Source organism: Enterococcus sp. AZ063, assembly GCF_051715045.1.
In the GTDB taxonomy this organism is placed as follows: Bacteria; Bacillota; Bacilli; order Lactobacillales; family Enterococcaceae; genus Enterococcus_D; species Enterococcus_D casseliflavus.
Genome location: NZ_JBIOTA010000001.1, coordinates 2,580,001 through 2,600,946 on the forward strand (window position 1 = coordinate 2,580,001; position 20,946 = coordinate 2,600,946).

Annotated in this window: 16 protein-coding genes and 1 rRNA gene (1 of these 17 only partly in view); 4 read left to right on the top strand and 13 right to left on the bottom strand. The window is 41.7% G+C overall.

Features of this window, described 5'->3' with window-relative positions:
- The 9 genes from IGK61_RS12080 to dnaE form a co-directional block, all read right to left on the bottom strand.
- A 16S ribosomal RNA gene (locus tag IGK61_RS12080) occupies positions 1–1,167 on the bottom strand; it reaches 392 nt to the left of the window's first position.
- A gap of 614 nt (positions 1,168–1,781) precedes the next feature.
- On the bottom strand, positions 1,782–3,287 hold the full coding sequence (locus IGK61_RS12085; RefSeq protein WP_034696083.1) for a HAMP domain-containing sensor histidine kinase: 1,506 nt from the start codon (positions 3,285–3,287) through the stop codon (positions 1,782–1,784).
- A gap of 14 nt (positions 3,288–3,301) precedes the next feature.
- A complete protein-coding gene (locus IGK61_RS12090; protein ID WP_005229193.1) occupies positions 3,302–3,988 on the bottom strand; it encodes a response regulator transcription factor in 687 nt (228 codons plus the stop codon).
- Between the two features lie 139 nt (positions 3,989–4,127).
- Positions 4,128–5,549, bottom strand: coding sequence for an NADP-dependent phosphogluconate dehydrogenase (gene gndA / locus IGK61_RS12095; RefSeq protein WP_005229192.1), 1,422 nt, complete (start codon positions 5,547–5,549; stop codon positions 4,128–4,130).
- A 184-nt stretch (positions 5,550–5,733) separates the two neighbouring features.
- A complete protein-coding gene (gene rpmF / locus IGK61_RS12100; RefSeq protein WP_005229191.1) occupies positions 5,734–5,913 on the bottom strand; it encodes a 50S ribosomal protein L32 in 180 nt (59 codons plus the stop codon).
- Positions 5,914–5,969: 56 nt separating this feature from the next.
- Positions 5,970–6,530, bottom strand: a complete 561-nt coding sequence (locus IGK61_RS12105; RefSeq protein ID WP_010749661.1) for a YceD family protein — start codon at positions 6,528–6,530, stop codon at positions 5,970–5,972.
- A gap of 195 nt (positions 6,531–6,725) precedes the next feature.
- On the bottom strand, positions 6,726–8,510 hold the full coding sequence (gene pyk, locus IGK61_RS12110) for a pyruvate kinase (protein WP_005229179.1): 1,785 nt from the start codon (positions 8,508–8,510) through the stop codon (positions 6,726–6,728).
- An 82-nt stretch (positions 8,511–8,592) separates the two neighbouring features.
- Positions 8,593–9,555 carry a 6-phosphofructokinase gene (pfkA, locus tag IGK61_RS12115; RefSeq protein ID WP_005229169.1) on the bottom strand — a complete coding sequence of 321 codons (963 nt, stop codon included), beginning with the start codon at positions 9,553–9,555 and terminating at the stop codon, positions 8,593–8,595.
- Between the two features lie 161 nt (positions 9,556–9,716).
- Positions 9,717–13,028, bottom strand: a complete 3,312-nt coding sequence (dnaE, locus tag IGK61_RS12120) for a DNA polymerase III subunit alpha (protein ID WP_074535991.1) — start codon at positions 13,026–13,028, stop codon at positions 9,717–9,719.
- Positions 13,029–13,175: 147 nt separating this feature from the next.
- Between dnaE and IGK61_RS12125 the strand changes: the two genes are divergently transcribed.
- Positions 13,176–13,358, top strand: coding sequence for a YjzD family protein (locus IGK61_RS12125; protein WP_008377814.1), 183 nt, complete (start codon positions 13,176–13,178; stop codon positions 13,356–13,358).
- A 47-nt stretch (positions 13,359–13,405) separates the two neighbouring features.
- Here the strand turns inward: IGK61_RS12125 and IGK61_RS12130 are convergent, their stop codons facing one another.
- On the bottom strand, positions 13,406–14,611 hold the full coding sequence (locus tag IGK61_RS12130; protein WP_005231893.1) for a multidrug efflux MFS transporter: 1,206 nt from the start codon (positions 14,609–14,611) through the stop codon (positions 13,406–13,408).
- Positions 14,612–14,712: 101 nt separating this feature from the next.
- On the bottom strand, positions 14,713–16,152 hold the full coding sequence (locus IGK61_RS12135) for an NCS2 family permease (RefSeq protein WP_005237180.1): 1,440 nt from the start codon (positions 16,150–16,152) through the stop codon (positions 14,713–14,715).
- Between the two features lie 261 nt (positions 16,153–16,413).
- Between IGK61_RS12135 and IGK61_RS12140 the strand changes: the two genes are divergently transcribed.
- The gene (locus tag IGK61_RS12140) at positions 16,414–17,217 is read left to right on the top strand and encodes a Cof-type HAD-IIB family hydrolase (protein WP_005229159.1); all 804 of its coding nucleotides are present in this window, start codon (positions 16,414–16,416) and stop codon (positions 17,215–17,217) included.
- A gap of 51 nt (positions 17,218–17,268) precedes the next feature.
- Here IGK61_RS12140 and asnB read toward each other — a convergent pair whose 3' ends face one another.
- Positions 17,269–19,164, bottom strand: a complete 1,896-nt coding sequence (gene asnB / locus IGK61_RS12145) for an asparagine synthase (glutamine-hydrolyzing) (RefSeq protein ID WP_010749664.1) — start codon at positions 19,162–19,164, stop codon at positions 17,269–17,271.
- Positions 19,165–19,630: 466 nt separating this feature from the next.
- Here asnB and IGK61_RS12150 point away from each other — a divergent pair, with 466 nt between their 5' ends.
- Complete coding sequence (locus tag IGK61_RS12150) at positions 19,631–19,780, top strand: hypothetical protein (RefSeq protein WP_005229155.1); 150 nt, start codon at positions 19,631–19,633, stop codon at positions 19,778–19,780.
- 59 nt (positions 19,781–19,839) lie between these two features.
- Here the strand turns inward: IGK61_RS12150 and IGK61_RS12155 are convergent, their stop codons facing one another.
- Positions 19,840–20,028, bottom strand: coding sequence for a hypothetical protein (locus IGK61_RS12155; protein WP_074535993.1), 189 nt, complete (start codon positions 20,026–20,028; stop codon positions 19,840–19,842).
- Between the two features lie 228 nt (positions 20,029–20,256).
- Here IGK61_RS12155 and IGK61_RS12160 point away from each other — a divergent pair, with 228 nt between their 5' ends.
- Entirely contained in the window at positions 20,257–20,916 is a 660-nt protein-coding gene (locus IGK61_RS12160; protein WP_074535995.1) for an Ltp family lipoprotein, read from the top strand.
- Positions 20,917–20,946 lie beyond the last annotated feature (30 nt).

Sequence of the window (20,946 nt, forward strand, 5' to 3'; positions counted from 1 at the left end):
AGAGTGCCCAACTAAATGATGGCAACTAACAATAAGGGTTGCGCTCGTTGCGGGACTTAACCCAACATCTCACGACACGAGCTGACGACAACCATGCACCACCTGTCACTTTGCCCCCGAAGGGGAAGCTCTATCTCTAGAGTGGTCAAAGGATGTCAAGACCTGGTAAGGTTCTTCGCGTTGCTTCGAATTAAACCACATGCTCCACCGCTTGTGCGGGCCCCCGTCAATTCCTTTGAGTTTCAACCTTGCGGTCGTACTCCCCAGGCGGAGTGCTTAATGCGTTTGCTGCAGCACTGAAGGGCGGAAACCCTCCAACACTTAGCACTCATCGTTTACGGCGTGGACTACCAGGGTATCTAATCCTGTTCGCTCCCCACGCTTTCGAGCCTCAGCGTCAGTTACAGACCAGAGAGCCGCCTTCGCCACTGGTGTTCCTCCATATATCTACGCATTTCACCGCTACACATGGAATTCCACTCTCCTCTTCTGCACTCAAGTCTCCCAGTTTCCAATGACCCTCCCCGGTTGAGCCGGGGGCTTTCACATCAGACTTAAGAAACCGCCTGCGCTCGCTTTACGCCCAATAAATCCGGACAACGCTTGCCACCTACGTATTACCGCGGCTGCTGGCACGTAGTTAGCCGTGGCTTTCTGGTTAGATACCGTCAAGGGATGAACATTTTACTCTCATCCTTGTTCTTCTCTAACAACAGAGTTTTACGATCCGAAAACCTTCTTCACTCACGCGGCGTTGCTCGGTCAGACTTTCGTCCATTGCCGAAGATTCCCTACTGCTGCCTCCCGTAGGAGTCTGGGCCGTGTCTCAGTCCCAGTGTGGCCGATCACCCTCTCAGGTCGGCTATGCATCGTTGCCTTGGTGAGCCGTTACCTCACCAACTAGCTAATGCACCGCGGGTCCATCCATCAGTGACGCAAAAGCGCCTTTCAACTTTCTTCCATGCGGAAAATAGTGTTATACGGTATTAGCACCTGTTTCCAAGTGTTATCCCCTTCTGATGGGCAGGTTACCCACGTGTTACTCACCCGTTCGCCACTCTTTTTCTTTCGGTGGAGCAAGCTCCGGTGAAAGAAAAAGCGTTCGACTTGCATGTATTAGGCACGCCGCCAGCGTTCGTCCTGAGCCAGGATCAAACTCTCATAATGATTTGTTTGAATGACCATACGGTCATTAAGCTCATAAAAATTAACTTTGCTAGCTATTGCTTGCATGTATTTGTTTCAATAAATTGAAACGTCCTACACATTGGTTCGTTTGCTTGCTTTGTTCAGTTTTCAAAGGTCTACCGTGCTGTGTTAGCAACTTTTATATCATATCAGAGCGACGTTTGTTTGTCAACTCTTTTTTGAAAAGTTTTTTCAAGAAGTTGTTATTTAACTTCTTTCTTAACCTCAGCGACTTTTTTATCTTACCATCTCAACCGTTATATGTCAAACACTTTTTTGAAAAGTTTTTTTGATTTATTAGGTTTTTCAGAGATGATATTTTTTCGACTTTGTTATAATAACACTTGTAAAATGTTTCGTCAACAACTAATTTCAAAAAAGATCAATCAGTGTTTGTTACAAATGCCTTAACAAGGACAAGTAATAATATAGCAATTCTTAAAGGAAAAATCAACTAAAAAAATAGGCTTTTTGGCAACTATTTTTATAAGCGAATTATTCATTGTCAAACGATTCGAACGTTCGTTTATAAGAAGTATTTTGCGGCTAAATCTATCATTAATGGATAAAAAAAGAGAACTTAAGCTTTTCGCCTAACGTTCTCTTTTCGTCCGATCTTCTGATTGAACGATCGGTATATAGATTCGAAAGATCGTTCCTTGACCGATGACACTCTCTGCTGAAATTTTTCCTTTATAGCTTTCCAATAACTGTTTCGCAATAGAGAGCCCTAGCCCGTTTCCGCCTTTGGTTCTAGCACGGGCTTTATCTACCCGATAGAAACGATTAAAGATCTTGTCGAGGTCTTCTTTGGAGATTCCCTCACCAAAGTCTTGAATGGCAATTTCAAAGGATTGCCGATCCAACGAAATGGATAGATGAACTTCTTTTCGATCAGTGGAATATTTCACTGCGTTATCCAAGACAATAATAATGATCTGTTCAAAATGATTGCGATAGATTTTCAGCTTCAACTCATGGTATAAGTCATCATCCAATGTAAAAACAAAATCCGGATACAGTATTTTAAAGTTATTGAAGACTTGATAGACAACTTCTTTTGCATTGGTTGTTTCATTTGCATAATGAACATCCACTTGTTCCGCTCTTGAGAGATCCAACATTTCCTGTACGAGCGTCTTCATCCGACTGATCTCTTGCATACTGGCTGCCAGAGACTCATCCAAAATCTCTGGATCGTCTTTTCCCCAACGCTGCAACAGATTCATATGTCCTTCAATGATCGCCACAGGCGTTCGCAACTCATGAGAAACGTCTTCGACGAATCGCTCTTGCTGTTCAATGTATAGGCGCATGCGATCCAGCATTTCGTTAAAGATATCTGCTAAATCAGACAGTTCATCGTTCGTATTTAATTCTGGCATATGCACCGTTGACTGTGGGTTTTTCCGAACGGTTTCCATCGTATCTCGCAAGACCTTTAATGGCTGAAGGAAATACGCTGATAAAAAGAACCCAAGCACACTACTAAGAATCAGAGAAACGACTTCTAAGATAATCAAAGTCAGCAGCAGTTTGCTGCGTATTTCGTAAAAAGAAGTCAATTCATAAAATGTTTGTGCATAGCCAATCCGCTCTCTGGTGCCTTTTGAATAGATGGGTTGGATCGAGAGAAAGCCTGTGATACCATCCAGCGTTACGATGGTTGGCGCTTTGCGCTGCGTGTCGATCAGTGCTAAATCATTTTCATGGGTTTTAAACACAAGATCCTCATTCAAATTATAAACAAACAAGCTCAACGGCGCTTGGCCTAATTCCGAAATAAAGGAATCGATTTTCATTAAGTTGCCATCGATCGTTGAAGTGCGATCATAAATGCTCGTCGTCCCCGCATCATTTTTGGTTAAATTACGATATGTTCGAACCAATGTTAGTTCTTGATCCGAATTGGCTAAACGAGAAGCAACCTCTGACATCGTGCGCTCCACATTATTTTCTTCTTTAGCAACGATCAAATTCACCGATGTTTTATAGGTGATCACAGCAAAGATCGTAAATACGACGAATATAAAGAAAGAACTTGCGAAGGCCCACTTTACAGTTAAAGAAGGCCCCTTCAGTTCTTTTAATTTTTTCATTCTTTTTTTAAGGTTCACGACCGCATCACATAACCTGTACCACGAACGGTTTGGATATAGCTTTCCTCCCCTGGCACATCAATTTTATTTCGTAAGTAGCGGATGTAAACATCGACAACGTTGGTTTCAACTTCTGTCTCATAGCCCCAGACTTTGTTTAATAAAACATCTCTGGCTAAAACGACATTGACGTTTTCCATTAAAGTCAACAATAGCTCATATTCGCGTTTTGTTAGTTCAATGACATCTGTTCCACGTCGAACGACACGGTTTTCTTTTTCAATCGTTAGATCGCGGTAAGTGATCGTGGTTTGTTTTGCGACGTTTTTGTCCCCTTCGATATCGATACGGCGAAGCAACGCACGTAAGCGTGCCAGCAATTCTTCAATTGCAAAAGGCTTCACAATATAATCATCAGCACCATGATCCAAACCTGATACTCGATCAATCACAGAATCTCTCGCGGTCATCATGATGATCGGGGTGTTCTTCGATTGACGCACACGTCGGCAAACTTCTAACCCATTTAGCTCTGGAAGCATTAGATCCAATAAGATTGCATCCCATTCATTATTCAGCGCAGCATCCAGTCCCGTCCGTCCGTTGTAATGAACTTCGGTATTATACCCTTCATGCTTCAATTCTAATTCCACAAATCGAGCTAAGTTCTTTTCATCTTCAATGATTAGAATATTACTCATTATTGATAGCCCCTTTATTGATTATTCTGCCTTTAAAATAGACATTATCTGTCTTATTTTATCATGTATCTAAAAAATAAAAAAGAGATTGACCGAAAGTTCTCACTTTCGGCCTTTCTCTTTTGGATTCTCTTAAAGCTTACGCTTCGTCATACCATGAATAATGGAAAATTCCCTCTTTATCTGTCCGTTCATACGTATGCGCGCCGAAGTAATCCCGTTGTGCTTGGATCAAGTTCGCTGGCAAACGATCAGAACGATACGAATCAAAGTACGCGATCGCAGAGGAGAACGTCGGCACAGGGACACCCGCTTGGACAGCTAGCGCAACTACTTCACGTACAGAAGATTGATAGCGTTTCGTGATGTCTTTGAAGTAATCATCTAATAATAAGTTTTCGATGTCAGCATTCTTGTCATAAGCATCCGTGATTTTTTGTAAAAATTGCGCACGGATGATACAGCCTGCACGCCAAATTTTGGCAATCTCACCAAAAGGAAGATCCCAATCGTACTCTTTTGATGCTGTACGTAATTGCGCGAAACCTTGTGCATAGCTCATGATTTTACTGAAGTATAAGGCTTCACGGATCTTATTGATAAATTCTTCTTTGTTCCCTTCAAAAGCAACCGCTTCTGGTTTCGGTAATACTTTGCTGGCATTGACCCGTTCTTCTTTGTAAGCTGAGATATAGCGAGCAAAAACAGATTCAGTGATCAATGGCAATGGAACACCTAGGTCTAAGGCACTTTGGCTCGTCCATTTCCCAGTTCCTTTATTGCCTGCAGCATCTAAGATGACATCAACGATCGGTTTGCCTGTTCCTTGATCATCTTTACGTGTCAAGATATCCGCTGTGATCTCAATTAGGTAGCTATCCAATTCACCTTTGTTCCATTCGGCAAAGATATCAGCCATTTCATCAACAGATAAACCTAAAATGTTTTGCATCAAGTCATAAGACTCCGCAATTAGCTGCATGTCGCCATACTCGATCCCATTATGAACCATTTTTACGTAATGGCCTGCACCATTTGGCCCAATATAAGTTACACAAGGTGTACCATCTTCAGCTTTTGCTGAAATTTGTTCCAAGATCGGTGCAACCAATTCATATGCTTCTTTTTGTCCACCAGGCATGATCGAAGGACCTTTCAAGGCGCCTTCTTCTCCACCAGAAACACCCGTACCGATAAAGTTGATTCCTGAGTTTGCCAACTCTTCGTTACGACGAACAGTATCTTTAAAGAAGGTATTTCCGCCATCGATCAAAATATCGCCTTTGTCTAGATGAGGCAATAGTTCTTGGATCGTAGCATCCGTCGCAAATCCTGCTTTTACCATTAATAAAATACGACGTGGCTTTTCAATTGATTGAACAAATTCTTCTATCGTATAAGTTGCTTTAAAATTTTTATCTGGATGTTCTTTTACTACTTCTTCTGTCTTTGAACCAGTACGGTTAAATAAGGCAACTGAATAACCGCGGCTTTCGATGTTCAACGCTAAGTTTTTGCCCATAACAGCCATACCGACAACGCCGATTTGTTGTTTTGTCATCTTTCATCCTCCTAAGATTCAATTATCTTTTTCATTATAGCGCAAATGTACCTGCTTTTGAACTATTCTCTTTCGATGGACAAAAAAATTTCTGAAAAGTTCCATCTTTTCCAAAAAAAACAAAAAAACCTCAGGCTCCATGGTTAGCCTAAGGTTTTAGAATCCTCTTTCTGAAAAAAAGGAATTATGCTTCTTTTGTTGCTACGTCTTTGCCATCGTAATGACCACAGTTAGAGCAGACATGGTGGCTTTTTTTCATTTCACCACAGTTTGCACATTCGTTCAAACCGTTGATTGTCAATTTGTAATGTGTACGACGTTTTGCTTTCTTCGCTTTCGAAGTTTTTCTAGCTGGTACTGCCATTTTGCTACACCTCCTTGTTAATGAACGCAACCTTGAGGCTGCAATTTATTCCAATCCTACGCGTTATCGTCATCTGATTCATTGAATAATTCGGATAATTTTGCAAGACGAGGATCAACTTGTTGAGCTTGCGCTTCTTTTTGATTTGCAAAGTCTTCTTCTGACAAAACAGCCCAATCGTTGCCAGATGGCATTGCTGAACCTTGTTTTTCTTCTTCTGTCAGGACTTGCAAAGGAATCGCAAGTAATAGGTTATCAGCGACCGATTCATCTAAGCTGATGGTTTGACCTTCAATGATCAAAACTTCTTCTTCGACGATCGTTTCATCGCGACGCTGAAATTGCTCTGGTGTCATGAATTGTTCATCCACTGAAAAATCAAAAGGAATCGCTACAGGTGTCAAAGAACGAGTAGATGGCAATGTCATCGTCGTTTCCACTTGATAGTGCAGCAAGTATCCTTGCTTATCAACACTCATCAGCCCTTTTACTTTTACAGGAGACAAATCAATGATCTGTCCATCGCGTTTTATCAGTTGACTTTTTAGGTCAAGTGTTTCTTCAAACATCAGCGGTGTCTCTTGGTATTTTTTTAATTCCAATAAAGACCATTTCATTTTTATCACCCCTAAGCAACAAAAGCAATTATACAGGGCTTCTGAGGCTTTGTCAATGAAATTTTCTTGACACCTTTTTCATTTTTGATCGTGTCATTTTAATGCCTTTTCTCAAGGGATTTCGACACTCTCAAAAAAACAACAGGAAGCGCACAACGTGCACTTGCCTGTTGCTTGATCAATCGTTAAAAATCATTAGATCGCTGTTGTTTCTCCACGATAAACGATACCGCGACGAGAATCAAGAGTAACCAATTCGCCATCTTTGATGGTTGTTGTTGCGTCTTTGGCACCAACGATCACTGGTAGATCTTTCGCGATTCCGACAACTGCTGCATGAGAAGTCAAGCCGCCATCTTCAACAACTAAAGCTGCTGCTTTTTCGATTGCTGGCATATATTCTTTATCTGTTGTTGGTACAACTAAAATCATGCCATCTTTTGCTTTCGCAATTGCTTCTTCGGCACTGTGAGCGATCACGGCATTGGCAACAACTGATTTTTCACCAATTCCTTGCGCTTCAAGCAATTTTGATCCGATCAATTGGATCTTCATTACGTTGGTTGTTCCGCGTTCACCAACAGGAACACCGGCTGTGATCAAGATTAGATCGCCTTCTTTAGCAAAGCCTAAATCCACTGCTTGTTTTGCTGCTAATTCAAACATTTCATCAGTTGTTGATGGTTTTTCAGCAACGGTTGGGTACACACCCCAGTTAAGCATCAAGCCGCGTTTTGTGCGTTCGTCAAATGTGACAGCTAAAATGTCAGCATCTGGACGATATTTAGAGATCATTTTTGCAGTGTAGCCAGATTCAGTGGCAGCAACGATTGTTTTAACCCCTAAGTTTTTCGCTGCACGAGCAACAGATAAACCGATTGTTTCCGTTACATCTGTTTTATCAAATTGGTTGATTTGGAAAGTGCTGTTTTCTGATAAAGCTTTTTCTGCTTCCACGTCGATACGTGCCATTGTTGCTACTGCTTCAACAGGGTAGTCACCGTTTGCTGACTCACCAGAAAGCATTGTTGCATCAGTACCGTCAAAGACAGCATTGGCAACGTCAGAAGCTTCTGCACGAGTTGGACGTGGGTTTTGTTGCATTGATTCTAACATTTGTGTTGCTGTGATAACTGATTTACCAGCAGCGTTACATTTTTTGATGATGCTCTTTTGAACCATTGGTACTTCTTCAGCAGGGATCTCAACACCCATGTCACCACGGGCAACCATGATACCATCAGAAACTTTGATGATTTCATCGATATTATCGATACCTTCTTGTGATTCGATTTTAGAGAAGATTTGCACATGAGTCATGTCTTTTTCTTCTAAAATTTCACGAATTTCTAAAACGTCTTGCGCTTTACGTACAAATGAAGCGGCAATGAAGTCGATATCGTTATCAAGACCAAAACGGATATCTTCTGCATCTTTTTCAGTAATACCAGGTAAGCTGATTGATACGCCAGGAGCATTGACCCCTTTACGTGATCCTAACATTCCAGCATTTTTAACGACAACCACTAATTCACGGGTTGCTTCGTCTTTTTCTTTGATTTCCATGTCGATCAAGCCATCATCAAACAAGATGTGTCCGCCCACATGAACATCTTCAAATAAACCAGGATAAGTTACAGCAATTTTTTCTTTTGTTCCTTTGTGTTCTGGATCCATTGAAATACGTGTTTCATCGCCAACGTTGAATTGGATGTATCCAGCACGACCAAAGTCTGCTTCTGTCGTATTTTGTACAGTTGTACGGATTTCAGCACCTTTTGTATCTAAAAGGATACCGACATCTTTACCAGTTTTCTTTACGGCTTCACGAACCATTGTCATACGCGCTAATTGTTCTTCATGATCTCCATGAGAGAAGTTAAAGCGGAAGACATTCGCACCGGCTTCAATCAGTTGAGAAATAATTTCCACACTGTTACTTGCTGGTCCTAATGTACTTACGATCTTTGTTTTTTTCATTACTAAACGCTCCTATTCATTTATTTAAAATAGCTAATAAGCTTTTTTTACAAAATTACTGTTGCGTTGCTTAAAAATCTCTTTAGAATGAGATTTCTTTGTTCAAGTTATACAAGCTAAGATCTGGTTTGTGACGATTGTTTTCAAGGGTATCGATGATATCAGAAGCAATCATTTCATTGTTTTCGATACCGATACATAGACCGCCTTTGCCTTGTTGCAATAATTCAACGGCATATGAACCAAATTTACTTGCTAACACACGGTCACGAGCGCTTGGTGAACCACCACGGACAACGTGTCCTAGAATTGATACACGGGTATGGAAATCGCCGTATTCAGAAAGTTTGTCAGCAAAATCATTTCCGCCCATCACACCTTCGGCTAAAACGATCAAGCAATGTTTTTTCCCGCGGTCGCGTCCTTCACGGATACGATCAGCAACAACTTGCATGTCAAAATCATGTTCTGGGATGATGATTTCATCCGCACCACCGGCCACACCTGACCATAAAGCGATATCGCCAGCACCACGACCCATTACTTCGATCACGAATGTGCGGACATGTGATGTCGCTGTATCACGGATACGGTCAATCGATTCCAAGACAGTATTGATCGCTGTATCAAAACCAATCGTGAAATCTGTTCCTGGAATGTCATTATCGATCGTTCCTGGAATCCCGATCGCTGGGAAACCGTGACGAGTAAGTGCCATCGCACCATGGTAAGACCCATCTCCACCAATCACGACTAGCCCTTCGATGCCAAATTTCTTTAATTGTTCGATTCCTTTTAATTGTCCTTCTTGTGTCGCAAATTCTGGATAACGTGCTGAATATAAGAATGTTCCACCACGTTGAATTTTGTCACCAACATCAGCAACATCTAAGCGACGAATGTCGCCTGCGACTAGTCCGGCATAGCCATAGTTGATTCCGTATACTTCAAGTCCGTCAAAAATACCCTTTCTGACAACTGCGCGAATCGCTGCGTTCATTCCTGGTGCATCGCCGCCACTGGTTAGAATTCCAATGCGTTTCATTATTCTTTCACCTCATCAAAAGATTTTGTTTAGGGAAGCCCCTGTTTGCTAGTTTTCAAGTAATAACCACGAGACATATTCTACCATTATTCCATGAAAATGTCTTGAAATAGTGGGAAAAAGTTGAAAAAAGTGTAAGTTGAATTACCGTTTTCGGAAAATTACTTGTAAATTACATTTCCATTTCCTAATAATGCGATCAGTTGTTTGACAAAGTTCGGCTCATCCGTCACCCAGTTTTCTTCTGCTAATAACACTTTTTTGCCACTGCTTTCATAGAACATCACCACTGGAATATTTCCGTGGTGCTGCTTCATTTCCTTCGACAATGCTTGCAGGTGCGACGTTTCAGCTTCAGCAGAAATCTTTAAGTAACAAGTTTGTGACGCAATTTTATTTTGAACGTTTTCTGCTAAGTCTATTTTATCAGCAATGAGTTGGATTTCACCATTGTAACGACTTACCTCGACCTTTCCTTCGATGTAGAGAACAGCATTTTCTTCAATCAAGGAACGTACTTGTCGATAAACGATGGGAAAAATCGTTACTGACACTTCTTTGCTGGCATCTGTTCCTTCGACAAACGCCATTTGTTCGCCCTTTTTCGTTCGAATCTCTCGAATCTTGCGCACATATAAAAGGATACGCACCCGTTCATTCGGAACCAGATCAGCAATATCAGTGATTTGTTTTAATTGGTGCAATTTTTGAAACTGTTCCACGGGATGGCCAGACAAATAAACACCTAAGTATTCTTCTTCCAAAGCCAGTTTTTCTTCTAGTTTGTAATCGGCAACGGCTTCTTCTTTTAATGCCATAGTTTCTAAGAGATCCAAACTGCCGCCACTATAAGTAATGTTTTGGATCTTTCCTTCTAGCTGGATCAGTGCTTGTTTTCGATTGGGGGCGATCCCATCGAATACGCCGATGCTCAAAAGCGGCAATAAATAATCCAATTTTAACCATTTGCTGTTCCGCTGATTCAAGCGAAGCAAAAATTGATCCATAGACGTGAAATTACCATGCTCTTTTCTTTCTGCCAAAATGTCTTGGATCATGTCGCGTCGGATTCCTTTGATACTGTTGAAACCAAAACGAATTTGTTTTTCATTTTGCAGTTGAAAACTAAACCCACTGGCATTGATCGAAGGCGGCAGTACTTCTACGCCATAACGTGCGGCTTCATTTAAATATTCTTTCATTTTGCTGGCGGTGTTGCGTACCGAGTGTAAGATCGAAGCAAAAAATGGTGCAGGATAGTGTACCTTCAGATAGGCCATTTGAAAGCCGATAAAGGAATAGGCAAACGCATGGGATCGATTAAACCCGTAATTGGCGAACCGCTCGATATAATCATAGACCAAATTGGCGGTCTTTTCATCGTACTGATTGGCTAAGGCGCCTTGCACAAAATGACGACGTTCCTCATCCAAGACGTCTTTTTTCTTTTTACTGATTGCTCGACGCAAAATATCTGCTTGTCCTAAGCTGAAACCAGCCATTTTGGAAGCTACCTGCATGATCTGCTCTTGGTAGACAATGATTCCGTAAGTGTTTTGCAAAATCGGAATCAAGCTGTCATCTGGATAAGAGACACGCTCTTGTCCTTTTTTCCGCTTAATAAAGGTATCGATATTTTGCATCGGTCCTGGACGATACAAGGCATTGACTGCGGCAATATCCTCGATGCTTTCTGGTCCTAACTTACGCAGCACATTGCGTATCCCCGCTGATTCAAATTGGAAGATCCCTGCGGTCTCGCCTTTTTGAAACAAGCGCAATGTTGCTGGATCATCAAGAGGAATCTCCTTTTGGGTAACGATTTGTTGGCTGATTCGTTTAATGCCTTTCAAGGTATTATCAATGATCGATAAGTTTCTCAAGCCTAAAAAGTCCATCTTCAATAGGCCGATGGCTTCTACGTCATTCATGGTAAATTGGGTCAGCCAGATCCCATCGCTGCCTTCTTGTAAGGGAACCAGATCAAGCAAATTCTTGTCACTGATCACCACACCAGCGGCATGAGTCGATACGTGACGTGGCAAGCCTTCTAAAATTTTGGCGACTTGAAACATTATTTGGTTTCGCTCATTAAACGACACCAATTCTCGCAGCTGATTGGATTGTTCATAAGCAAGATCTAAGGTCATTTTCAAGGCATTGGGGATGGCTTTTGACCAGCGATTGGCTTCACTTTGCGAAAGACCAAAGACACGAGAAACATCTCGCAGAACCATTTTGGCCGCCATAGTGCCAAACGTCGCAATCTGTGCCATATATTCTTGCCCGTATTTTTGGCGCACATACTGTAAAATCTCGTCTCTGCGATTGTCAGGAATGTCTAAATCAATATCAGGCATCGTGTAACGTTCTGGATTCAAGAATCGTTCAAACAAAAGATCGTATTTGATTGGATCTACGTCGGTGATCGATAAAACATATGCCACCAGTGCTCCAGCAGCCGATCCCCGTCCAGCGCCGGTAACGATCTCTTGTTGGTGGGCAAAGTCCATGACGTCCCAAATAATCAAGAAATAGTCATCAAAGCCCATCTTATGGATGACGGACAACTCATAATCCAAACGCTGTTCGTACGCCGATGTAACGTGGGCAACACGCTGAGGCAGACGCTCAAAACAAATTTTCCGCAAATAGTCCGCAGCACTTTCTTCGGCTGGTAGCGGGTAATGAGGCAACAGCCGCTGATGCAGCGGCAGCTCGACAGCGCATTCAGCTGCAATCCGCTGATTATTCATCAATGCCTGCGACCATTCTTCAAATGCCGCGGTCAGTTGGTCTGCTGGTTGTAGAAAAAGCTGCGCAGCCCCTTGCTCTTTAGCCTGACGAAAGTCTTCAATTTGCGAGCCCTCTTTGATATGCGTCATCACTTTGACTGCAAAGGCTTCTTCTTGTGCTAAAGCCGCGATTGGTTGATACGCACATGGTGCAATGTTTTGCTCGTTAAACCAAGCGATCGTTTCTGGATCTAACCCTTTGCTAGTAATACCTAAAAACAAGCTCTCAGAATCAAATTTATGGCTGATTGCTCGCAGTGCTTCTTGATTGGCTTCTAGATCATCGTGCTGAGAAGGCAGAAATCCCTCGCCTTCAGGCAGCAAACCAAAGAGGTCCTGCAAAGAATCACAAGAAGCCAAATTCAACTGCTCGGTGATCATTTTTTCACTTGATAAACGCATCAAGGTTTGATAGCCCTTGAGGTTTTTTGCAAATACGTACAATGGAAAGGACATTGATCCCTCTCCGAAGGTACAGTCGAACAAAGCGCCAAAAATCGGCTTGATGCCCTGTGCTAGGCATTGCTGATAAAACTCGACCGCGCCATAGAGAACATTATGATCGGTCAGACCCAACGTCTGATAGCCCATCTTTTTGGCTTGCTCTATATAGTGAGGAATTTTGATCGTACTTTGCAGCAACGAATAGGCGCTTAAGGTGGTGAGCTGTGAATACATTGAAATCCCTCCAAAAATGAAAATTCTCTTTCTTTCTGCTAGTAATTAGATTTGAAAAACAAAATGAAAAAGTGAAAATCTTTACAATAAATATTTTTGTGATAAACTAAAGTCGAAATGGAAGATACGCAGAAAAGAGGTGTCGTCATGCGTTACTTAGTCACTTTATTTTGGACTTTTGTATTAGGTCAAGTCGTTGGCTATCTAGGCAGCTCACTTGCTGGAGCAACTTATGATTTTCAATTAACTTCAATCATCTCTTTGGTCACAGGTGTGGTGATCATTCTTGTTGGTATTATCGCACCAGCGCCTGAAAAGACAAGCCATTAAAAAAAAACCAGTTACCTTTATTGTAACTGGTTTTTTTTTCTTTTCAACTATTCACTGATGTCCGTTTTACGCAAGCTTTTACGGAAATTAAATCCTGAGATAAAAATATTGATCAGTACAAACCCGCTAGTTACCCAAAAGACGGCGGGATAACCAAAGCCAGCTGCCACCGTTGAGCCGACCATCGGACCTAACACTTGTCCAAAGTTAGAGAACATTTGGTTGTAGCTGTAGATGCGGCTGACCCCTTCCATCGGGGTGATCTTGCTGATCAGTGTGTTGATCGACGGCATCAACGCACCTGTCGAAAAACCAAGCAAGAAGCGCAGCACGCCCAACTGAAACGGTGTGGAGACAAAGCCCATCGGAATGAAACAGAAAAATGACAGCAATAAACCGCCTAACAATACCTTGTGATTGCCGTAACGATCACCGATTTTGCCTAAAAATGGCGAAGAGATGATTGCCGAAACACCAGCAACAGAGACGATCAATCCGCTGACAAACAAAATATTGCCACTGTTCCCGCTTAGATCACGAATATACAATGTAAGGATCGGGCTGATACTCGTTACACCTAGCTGTAAAATCAGTGACGTAATAAACAAACCGACAAGCAACTGCATATTTTTGATTTGACCAAAAATTTCTTTGATGGACAGCAAATCGCCCTTTTCAACCGGCTCAAAATCTTCTTGAACGAGAAAAATCGTAAGCAAGAGCGTAATTAGCAGCACAACACCAGTAATGATAAAAACATTTTTCATGCCGAACCATTGCGCCAACGCCCCACCCATCGATGGACCGATCAAATTCCCTGCGATGGCTCCTGTAGCCAATGTCCCAAGCGCCCAACCGCTTTTTTCTCGAGGCGCCTGCGAAGCAATCAATGCAGTCGCATTGGGAATATACCCCGATAAAATTCCGGTAAAGAAACGCATGATCAACAACCAATAGACATTCGGTACAAAAGCCAAAGACCCCATCGTCACTGTCATCCCCGCAGCCGCGCGAATCATCATTAAGCGACGACCTTTTTGATCTGCTAGATTTCCCCATACTGGAGCAATGATAGCCGCCGCAAACGCCGTTACTGAGATTGCTAATCCAGAAAACAACTCAATTTGACTCTCTGGAGCGCCTAACTCTTCTATATATAAGGGAATGAATGGCATGACAAGACTAAAACTGGCACCCGTAAAAAAACAACCTACCCATGAAATCAGTAGATTTCGTTTCCAATCAATCTTCATTTACAAACCTTCTTTCACAAATACTATACCGTATCGTGAGTAATAATCAAATAAAAAAATCTTTCTGCAGGTAACATACAGAAAGATTTTCTTCATTAAACTTAACTGATCAAAGCCAAAATGACAAAGTTTAGGATAAACAACGCATTGACGACCCAGATGATCGGAGACACTTCGTTGGCTTTTCCTTTCACTACTTTCACTAATGCGTAGAAAATGAAACCAACAGCGATCCCATTGGAAATACTGTAAGACAAGCCCATAAAAATAGACGCGAAGAAAGCGGGAACTGCTTCTTCTAGATCGGTCCACTTGATGTCTGCAAACGAAGCCATCATCATTACCCCAACTAAGATCAACGCTGGTGCTGTCGCTTGTGCGGGAACGATTGAGATCAGTGGAGAAAAGATACTGCTGATTGCAAAGAGTGCTGCCACTACAACAGAAGTCAAGCCCGTGCGTCCACCAGCACCGATACCAGCTGCTGATTCCACATAAGTCGTTGTATTTGAGGTCCCTACGATGGCACCTACAGAAGTGGCTACGGCATCTGCAAAAAGGGCTTTATCCATCTTCGTGTTCAACCCGTTACTGTTTTCAACCGCTTCTTCATCTTTTTTCGAAAAGATCCCTGTACGACGTCCAGTCCCGATAAAGGTACCGATCGTATCAAAGACATCAGATAAGCTAAACGCTAAAATCGTCATGATTACTTGAGGGATTTTGGCAGAATCACTGAATAGTGAGCCCATTCCTTCAGAGCCAAACGCAGCGCCAAATGTGATGCCTAGTTCGCTGATGGAACTTCCTAATGAGTTCCCGTGCCAATCAATGGCACTTAAATCCACCACACCCATCAAAATACCGATGATCGTCGTTCCTAAAATACCAAAAATAATTGCCCCACGAACATTTTTCACCACTAATAAAGTAGTCACTACTAAACCAATCACTGCTAACAAAACAGGTGCATTATTGAAATTCGCCAAAGCTGGGACGATCCCCCCATTAAAATTGGCACTCACGATCGTCTCACCGTCGACAACTGAACCCGTCACTGCCGCAGTGTCTGCACTGAAGTTTAGCAAGTTGGCATTTTTGATCCCTACATAAGCCACAAAGATCCCGATCCCGCCGCCGATTGCATGCTGCATGCTTTCTGGAATCGCATGGATGATCATTTTTCTGATACGAGTGACCGTGATAAAAATGTTGATCAAGCCGCAGATGAAAACCATCGCTAATGCTTGCTGCCACGTATACCCCAAACCAAAAACGACGGTAAAGGTGAAGAATGCATTAAGGCCCATTCCAGGTGCTTGCGCGTAAGGCACATTTGCAAATAAGCCCATGATCAGGGTACCAATCACTGAAGCGATGATCGTTGCTAAGAAAACAGCTTGAAACGGCATGCCTGCAGCAGATAAAATCGTCGGATTCACAAACAAAATATAACTCATCGCGAAGAAGGTGGTGACCCCAGCCATCACTTCTGTGGAAACCGTCGTTTTATTCTCCTTTAATTTGAAAAACTTTTCCATGTTATGTTTCACTCCTGAACTTTAATCGTTTCTATGAAAAGAAAAAATGAATAATTGCGCTTTTCATCGAACAATTACAAATTATAAGGGAATAATTTTCGCTTTTCAAACCTTTTTCCGAATAAAACTAACCAAAAACGTTTAATGTTCGTGTTTTGCTTTGTAAATATTATGAAAACTTATCGAAAACTTACTTGTATTGTGAAATGACAGAAATATGTTACACTTAAGCCACTACCATAAGAGAATGGAGCGAGTCTTTTGAAACCAAAAATCATCGCCATTGATTTAGATGGCACAACCTTAAATACTGAATCCCAACTTTCCCCTCGCACACGTGAGGTACTGGTTCGCGCCACCAAAGCGGGACACTTTGTTACCATCGCTACAGGAAGACCTTTTCGTATGAGCGATCAATTCTATAAAGAATTGGCGCTCACAACACCAATGGTCAATTTTAACGGTGGGTTAGTCCATAAACCTCGACAAGTCTGGGCAAATGAAATGGAGCACTCGATCTCTCGAGAAATTGCGTTTGAGCTCATGGCGCAAAAAGAGCAGCTGGGGCTGACGTTTGTGGCAGCAGAAAATCGCGAAACCTTTTTCATCGATGACCTAAGCGGATTTGATCAGCACTTTTTCTTTTCGGGCAATGCTTCCGAAAAAAATCTATTAGCAAATTTAAAAACGGACCCCACTTCATTACTGGTGAAAACCGAAAATGAATTAGCAGAATCTGTTTCTTTACGTATCAAGGATCAATTCGACGATGCGGTCGATGTTCGAACATGGGGCGGACCTCAAGCTATCTTAGAGATCGTACCAAAAGGGGTCCATAAAGCACTTGGTCTTTCGGTGATCGCGGATTCTTTGTCTTTGGATCGACAAGATATCATCGCTTTTGGTGATGAACACAACGATTTGGAGATGCTGGATTATGCGGGTTGGGGCGTTGCCATGGCGAATGGCACGCAACAATTAAAATCGATCGCCAATGATGTTACCGACAAAACCAATGCGGAAGATGGCATGGTCGATTACTTGGAAAAATATTTAGGTCTATAAAAAAAGCCGATGCGGGATGTCCGCATCAGCTTTTTTTCTGCCATATTCAAATCAAAGTGTTTCATAAACGATTTCTTTGGCTTCTGGAATCGATTCATCAATAAAGAATACTTTATACCAGGTCAAGAACGTAAAGATCGTCCAGATTTTTCGCTGAAGATTCGGTTTTCCTTGGCGATGGTCTTCAAGCATTTGTAAAATGGCTGTTTGATCGAAGAAGGTTGCCGCAAAGTCTGACTCAAAAAGGCTCTTGACTGCTTCATATCCTGTTCCTTCTTTCAGCCATGCCTTGATAGGTACAGGAAAACCGAGTTTTTCACGGTTTGCCCACTCTTTTGGCAAATGACGGTTTGACGCTTGTCGAAACACATCTTTGGTGTTGTTTTGATTGATCAAATATTTCGTCGGGATTGTTTGCGACAGCTTTTGCATCTCAATATCCAATAAAGGAACGCGTAATTCCAAGGAACTCGCCATGGACATTTTGTCTGCTTTTAACAAGATATCCTTTGGCATCCACTGATGAAGATCCAAATATTGCATCTTATTGACCTCGTCTTTGAGACCATTGACTTTCTCATAATGAGGCGCAACGATTTCAGCAACAGAGGGTCCTTTTTGATAGGTTGGTTTTAAAAGCTGCAGTGCTTCCTCTTCTTCAAAGACCAGTGCTTGCCCGATAAAGAAGTCTTGGGCAGGTGCCGTTGCTTCATAAAGATGGATTCGACCATGGAAGTTTTTCATTTTGCCGATTTGACGTCCCAAACGAAAGCGGATGTTTTGTGGCAATTTTTTCAACCCTTGGGCAAAAACGCGCACCGCTTTAGAGTTTGTGTGGAAGCCATAAGCAGCATAACCGGCAAATAATTCATCTGCCCCTTCCCCAGATTGAACGACTCGCACTTGCTGTGCTGCCAGATTGGCTAAAAAGTACAAAGGGACACAGCTTGGGTTAGAATCTGGTTCGTCCAAGTGATACTGAATCAACGGGAATGCCTCAAAGGACATTTCACCATCGATGACCGCTGCTGTGTTGTTCAAACCAAGTTTTTCCGTCAATTTGCGGGCCTCGATCGCTTCGTTGTAGGTTTTGTCATCGAACCCGATTGAAAACGAGCGATCTGGTCGCAAGACAGAAGCTACGTAACTTGAATCGACACCACTGGATAAAAATGAGCCGACTTCAACATCACTGATTTGATGAGCGGCAATTGATTCTTGGACTGCTTGATCGATTTTGTCGACCCATTCTTCTCTTGAATGATTTTCTTTCACTGAAAAATCTGCATCCCAATACTGCTTGATCGTCAATCCCTGTTCATTAAACAAATAATAATGCCCTTCTTGCAAACGATGAACGCCTTTAAAGAAGGTTTCTCCGTTCAAAGGCGAGTATTGAAACGTCAAATAAGGTTTCAACGCCTCTTGGTTCAACTCTTTCTTGAAATCTGGATGAGGCAAAAAGCTCTTGATTTCAGAACCAAACATAAAACTGCCATTCATTTGCGCATAGTAATATGGTTTGATCCCAAAGTGATCCCGTGCGCCGAAAAGCTCTTGTTTTTGAGTATCCCAGATGGCAAAAGCAAACATTCCCCGCAGGCGCTGCAAAACATCAATGCCCCACTCCTCATAGCCATGTAAGACTACTTCGGTATCCGCATGGGTAGAAAAAACATGACCCGCTTGGATCAATTCTTCCCGCAACACTTGAAAATTATAGATTTCCCCATTAAAAATAATGACTTTTGTTCGATCCTCGTTAAAAATCGGTTGTGAGCCACCTTCTAAGTCGATGATCGATAAACGACGAAACCCTAACGCTACTTGGTCGTCGGTAAATTTTCCTGAACTGTTTGGTCCGCGATGAACGATCCGGTCCATCATGCGTTCAATAATGATTTCTTTTTGGTCTTTTGAATTGACAAAGCCGACAATTCCGCACATATTTTCACATCCGTTTTCATAATCCATTTTCATTTTTCTAAAGTAAATCATACCATAGAATTCAAGAGATACGATCTCTTTTCCAAAAAAATACAATCAATATATTTTTGCACAAAACATAATTTGGAGATAAACCTTATGATATCAAGGTTTCTAACCAACTCATACTCTCAATCTTACAAATTTGTTATCTAAGAAAATAGCTATCCTCAAAATTCTTAAGAAATTTTTTATGAATTCTATTTTTCTGAAAATATACAAAGATACTTTTCCCGAATTTACTGACTCCAGGAAACTTCTTTTGCTGCCATTCTCAGGCATTGATTTCTTGAAAAGGATCAGTCAGATTCGTTCGTTTGATAGTTTTATTGGACGAATGTGAAAAAAAGTGTTATTCTAACTATGGAATTTCGTTATCAACTAACCGTTGCCTTTCAATGACAAGTTTTAAGAAAGGAGAATGACTATGACATTCTATAACACAGATCTACAATATCGTGTAACTCTGGATACCAAATTGAATTTATTTATCGTTTTCGATAAAAAAGATGCGAATCATTTTGCGACTGGAATTACGATCGAGCAAGCTGTACAAGAATTGAAAAAAACTGCATAAGGAGTTTATCCAAATGAAGGATACCGATTCGTACTGAAAGCACCTCGCTAAGGAAAAAATTAGCTAGGTGCTTTCTTGTTTTTTGGCTCGCTTTTGTCTTTTGCAGTATCCGCTTTTTGCTTCTGTCCACTTTGCTGTTCATCTAGCTGTAAGATTTCATCAACAGATCCTTGCGTAATAAATTTGCTCAATCCCTGTGCCGCAACTTTTGTGTAACGCATAAAATAATCTTTTTCTTGAAAATCCATCTTCTTCCCTCCTACTGATACAACCATACTTTCATTTCGTTTACTAGCGATTTTACCAGTAATTCTTGAGCGTCACTTCTTTAATACATATGAATGATCCATTAATAGCATACACGTTACATTTGTCAAATCATTCTTTTCCTCTATTCATGAAAAGACAAATCTGTTTTCTGATTCCAGACATAGTACTATTAACTTTAGGAAACTGTTTTATTAGGGGGGATGCTTATGGCTACATTTTTCGCTGGTTTGTTTTTTATCGGTTTGATCGGTTTCATTTTTGGCATTATCTTATTTTATATTGGGTTGATAACTCAAAAAAACAAACGAGATCGAAATGTTTTTCTCATTGTCGCTTCCGCCTTTATTGTCTTGTTTTCGTATGGTGGCTTGTCCTTCTACCAAGATGTGACGTCTTTCGATAGCATCACTGCGCAATTCAGCCTTTCTTTACGTAACGAAGCAAGGAAAAATGAATCCTTTGGCGATGCCACTGCTTCCATGGAACAACCACAAGGAGAACAAACAGCTGGCAACAACGAAGCAAGCAGCGCGCAACAAGAAGAACCCGCAAACAACGAGCAACATACACCTCAACTTTCTCGTGAAGAAAGAAATGCACTGAATCGTGCAGAAAGATACTTATCCAGCAATGCGTTTTCTCAGTCGAGCTTGAAACGTCAACTACTCTATGAAGATTTTTCTGAGAGCGCAGCAGACTTTGCCGTAGCCACCGTGGATGCCGATTGGAACGAGCAAGCTTTGAAAAAAGCAATTCGCTACTCGCAAAATTTATCCTTATCAGATGAGCGTGTGGCGAGCCAACTTTCCTTTGAAGGCTTTACTTCTGAACAAATTGAATACGCCTTAGCGCGTTTGCCCGATTGATTCTTTTCGTTTGTTGCCGCACCACAAGAA

Coding starts and splice junctions, on each gene's coding strand:
- IGK61_RS12085 (WP_034696083.1), bottom strand. CDS start 3,287: ATGAAAAAATTAAAAGAACTGAAGGGGCCTTCTTTAACTGTAAAGTGG.
- IGK61_RS12090 (WP_005229193.1), bottom strand. CDS start 3,988: ATGAGTAATATTCTAATCATTGAAGATGAAAAGAACTTAGCTCGATTT.
- gndA (WP_005229192.1), bottom strand. CDS start 5,549: ATGACAAAACAACAAATCGGCGTTGTCGGTATGGCTGTTATGGGCAAA.
- rpmF (WP_005229191.1), bottom strand. CDS start 5,913: ATGGCAGTACCAGCTAGAAAAACTTCGAAAGCGAAGAAAGCAAAACGT.
- IGK61_RS12105 (WP_010749661.1), bottom strand. CDS start 6,530: ATGAAATGGTCTTTATTGGAATTAAAAAAATACCAAGAGACACCGCTG.
- pyk (WP_005229179.1), bottom strand. CDS start 8,510: ATGAAAAAAACAAAGATCGTAAGTACATTAGGACCAGCAAGTAACAGT.
- pfkA (WP_005229169.1), bottom strand. CDS start 9,555: ATGAAACGCATTGGAATTCTAACCAGTGGCGGCGATGCACCAGGAATG.
- dnaE (WP_074535991.1), bottom strand. CDS start 13,028: ATGTATTCACAGCTCACCACCTTAAGCGCCTATTCGTTGCTGCAAAGT.
- IGK61_RS12125 (WP_008377814.1), top strand. CDS start 13,176: ATGCGTTACTTAGTCACTTTATTTTGGACTTTTGTATTAGGTCAAGTC.
- IGK61_RS12130 (WP_005231893.1), bottom strand. CDS start 14,611: ATGAAGATTGATTGGAAACGAAATCTACTGATTTCATGGGTAGGTTGT.
- IGK61_RS12135 (WP_005237180.1), bottom strand. CDS start 16,152: ATGGAAAAGTTTTTCAAATTAAAGGAGAATAAAACGACGGTTTCCACA.
- asnB (WP_010749664.1), bottom strand. CDS start 19,164: ATGTGCGGAATTGTCGGCTTTGTCAATTCAAAAGACCAAAAAGAAATC.
- IGK61_RS12150 (WP_005229155.1), top strand. CDS start 19,631: ATGACATTCTATAACACAGATCTACAATATCGTGTAACTCTGGATACC.
- IGK61_RS12155 (WP_074535993.1), bottom strand. CDS start 20,028: ATGGATTTTCAAGAAAAAGATTATTTTATGCGTTACACAAAAGTTGCG.
- IGK61_RS12160 (WP_074535995.1), top strand. CDS start 20,257: ATGGCTACATTTTTCGCTGGTTTGTTTTTTATCGGTTTGATCGGTTTC.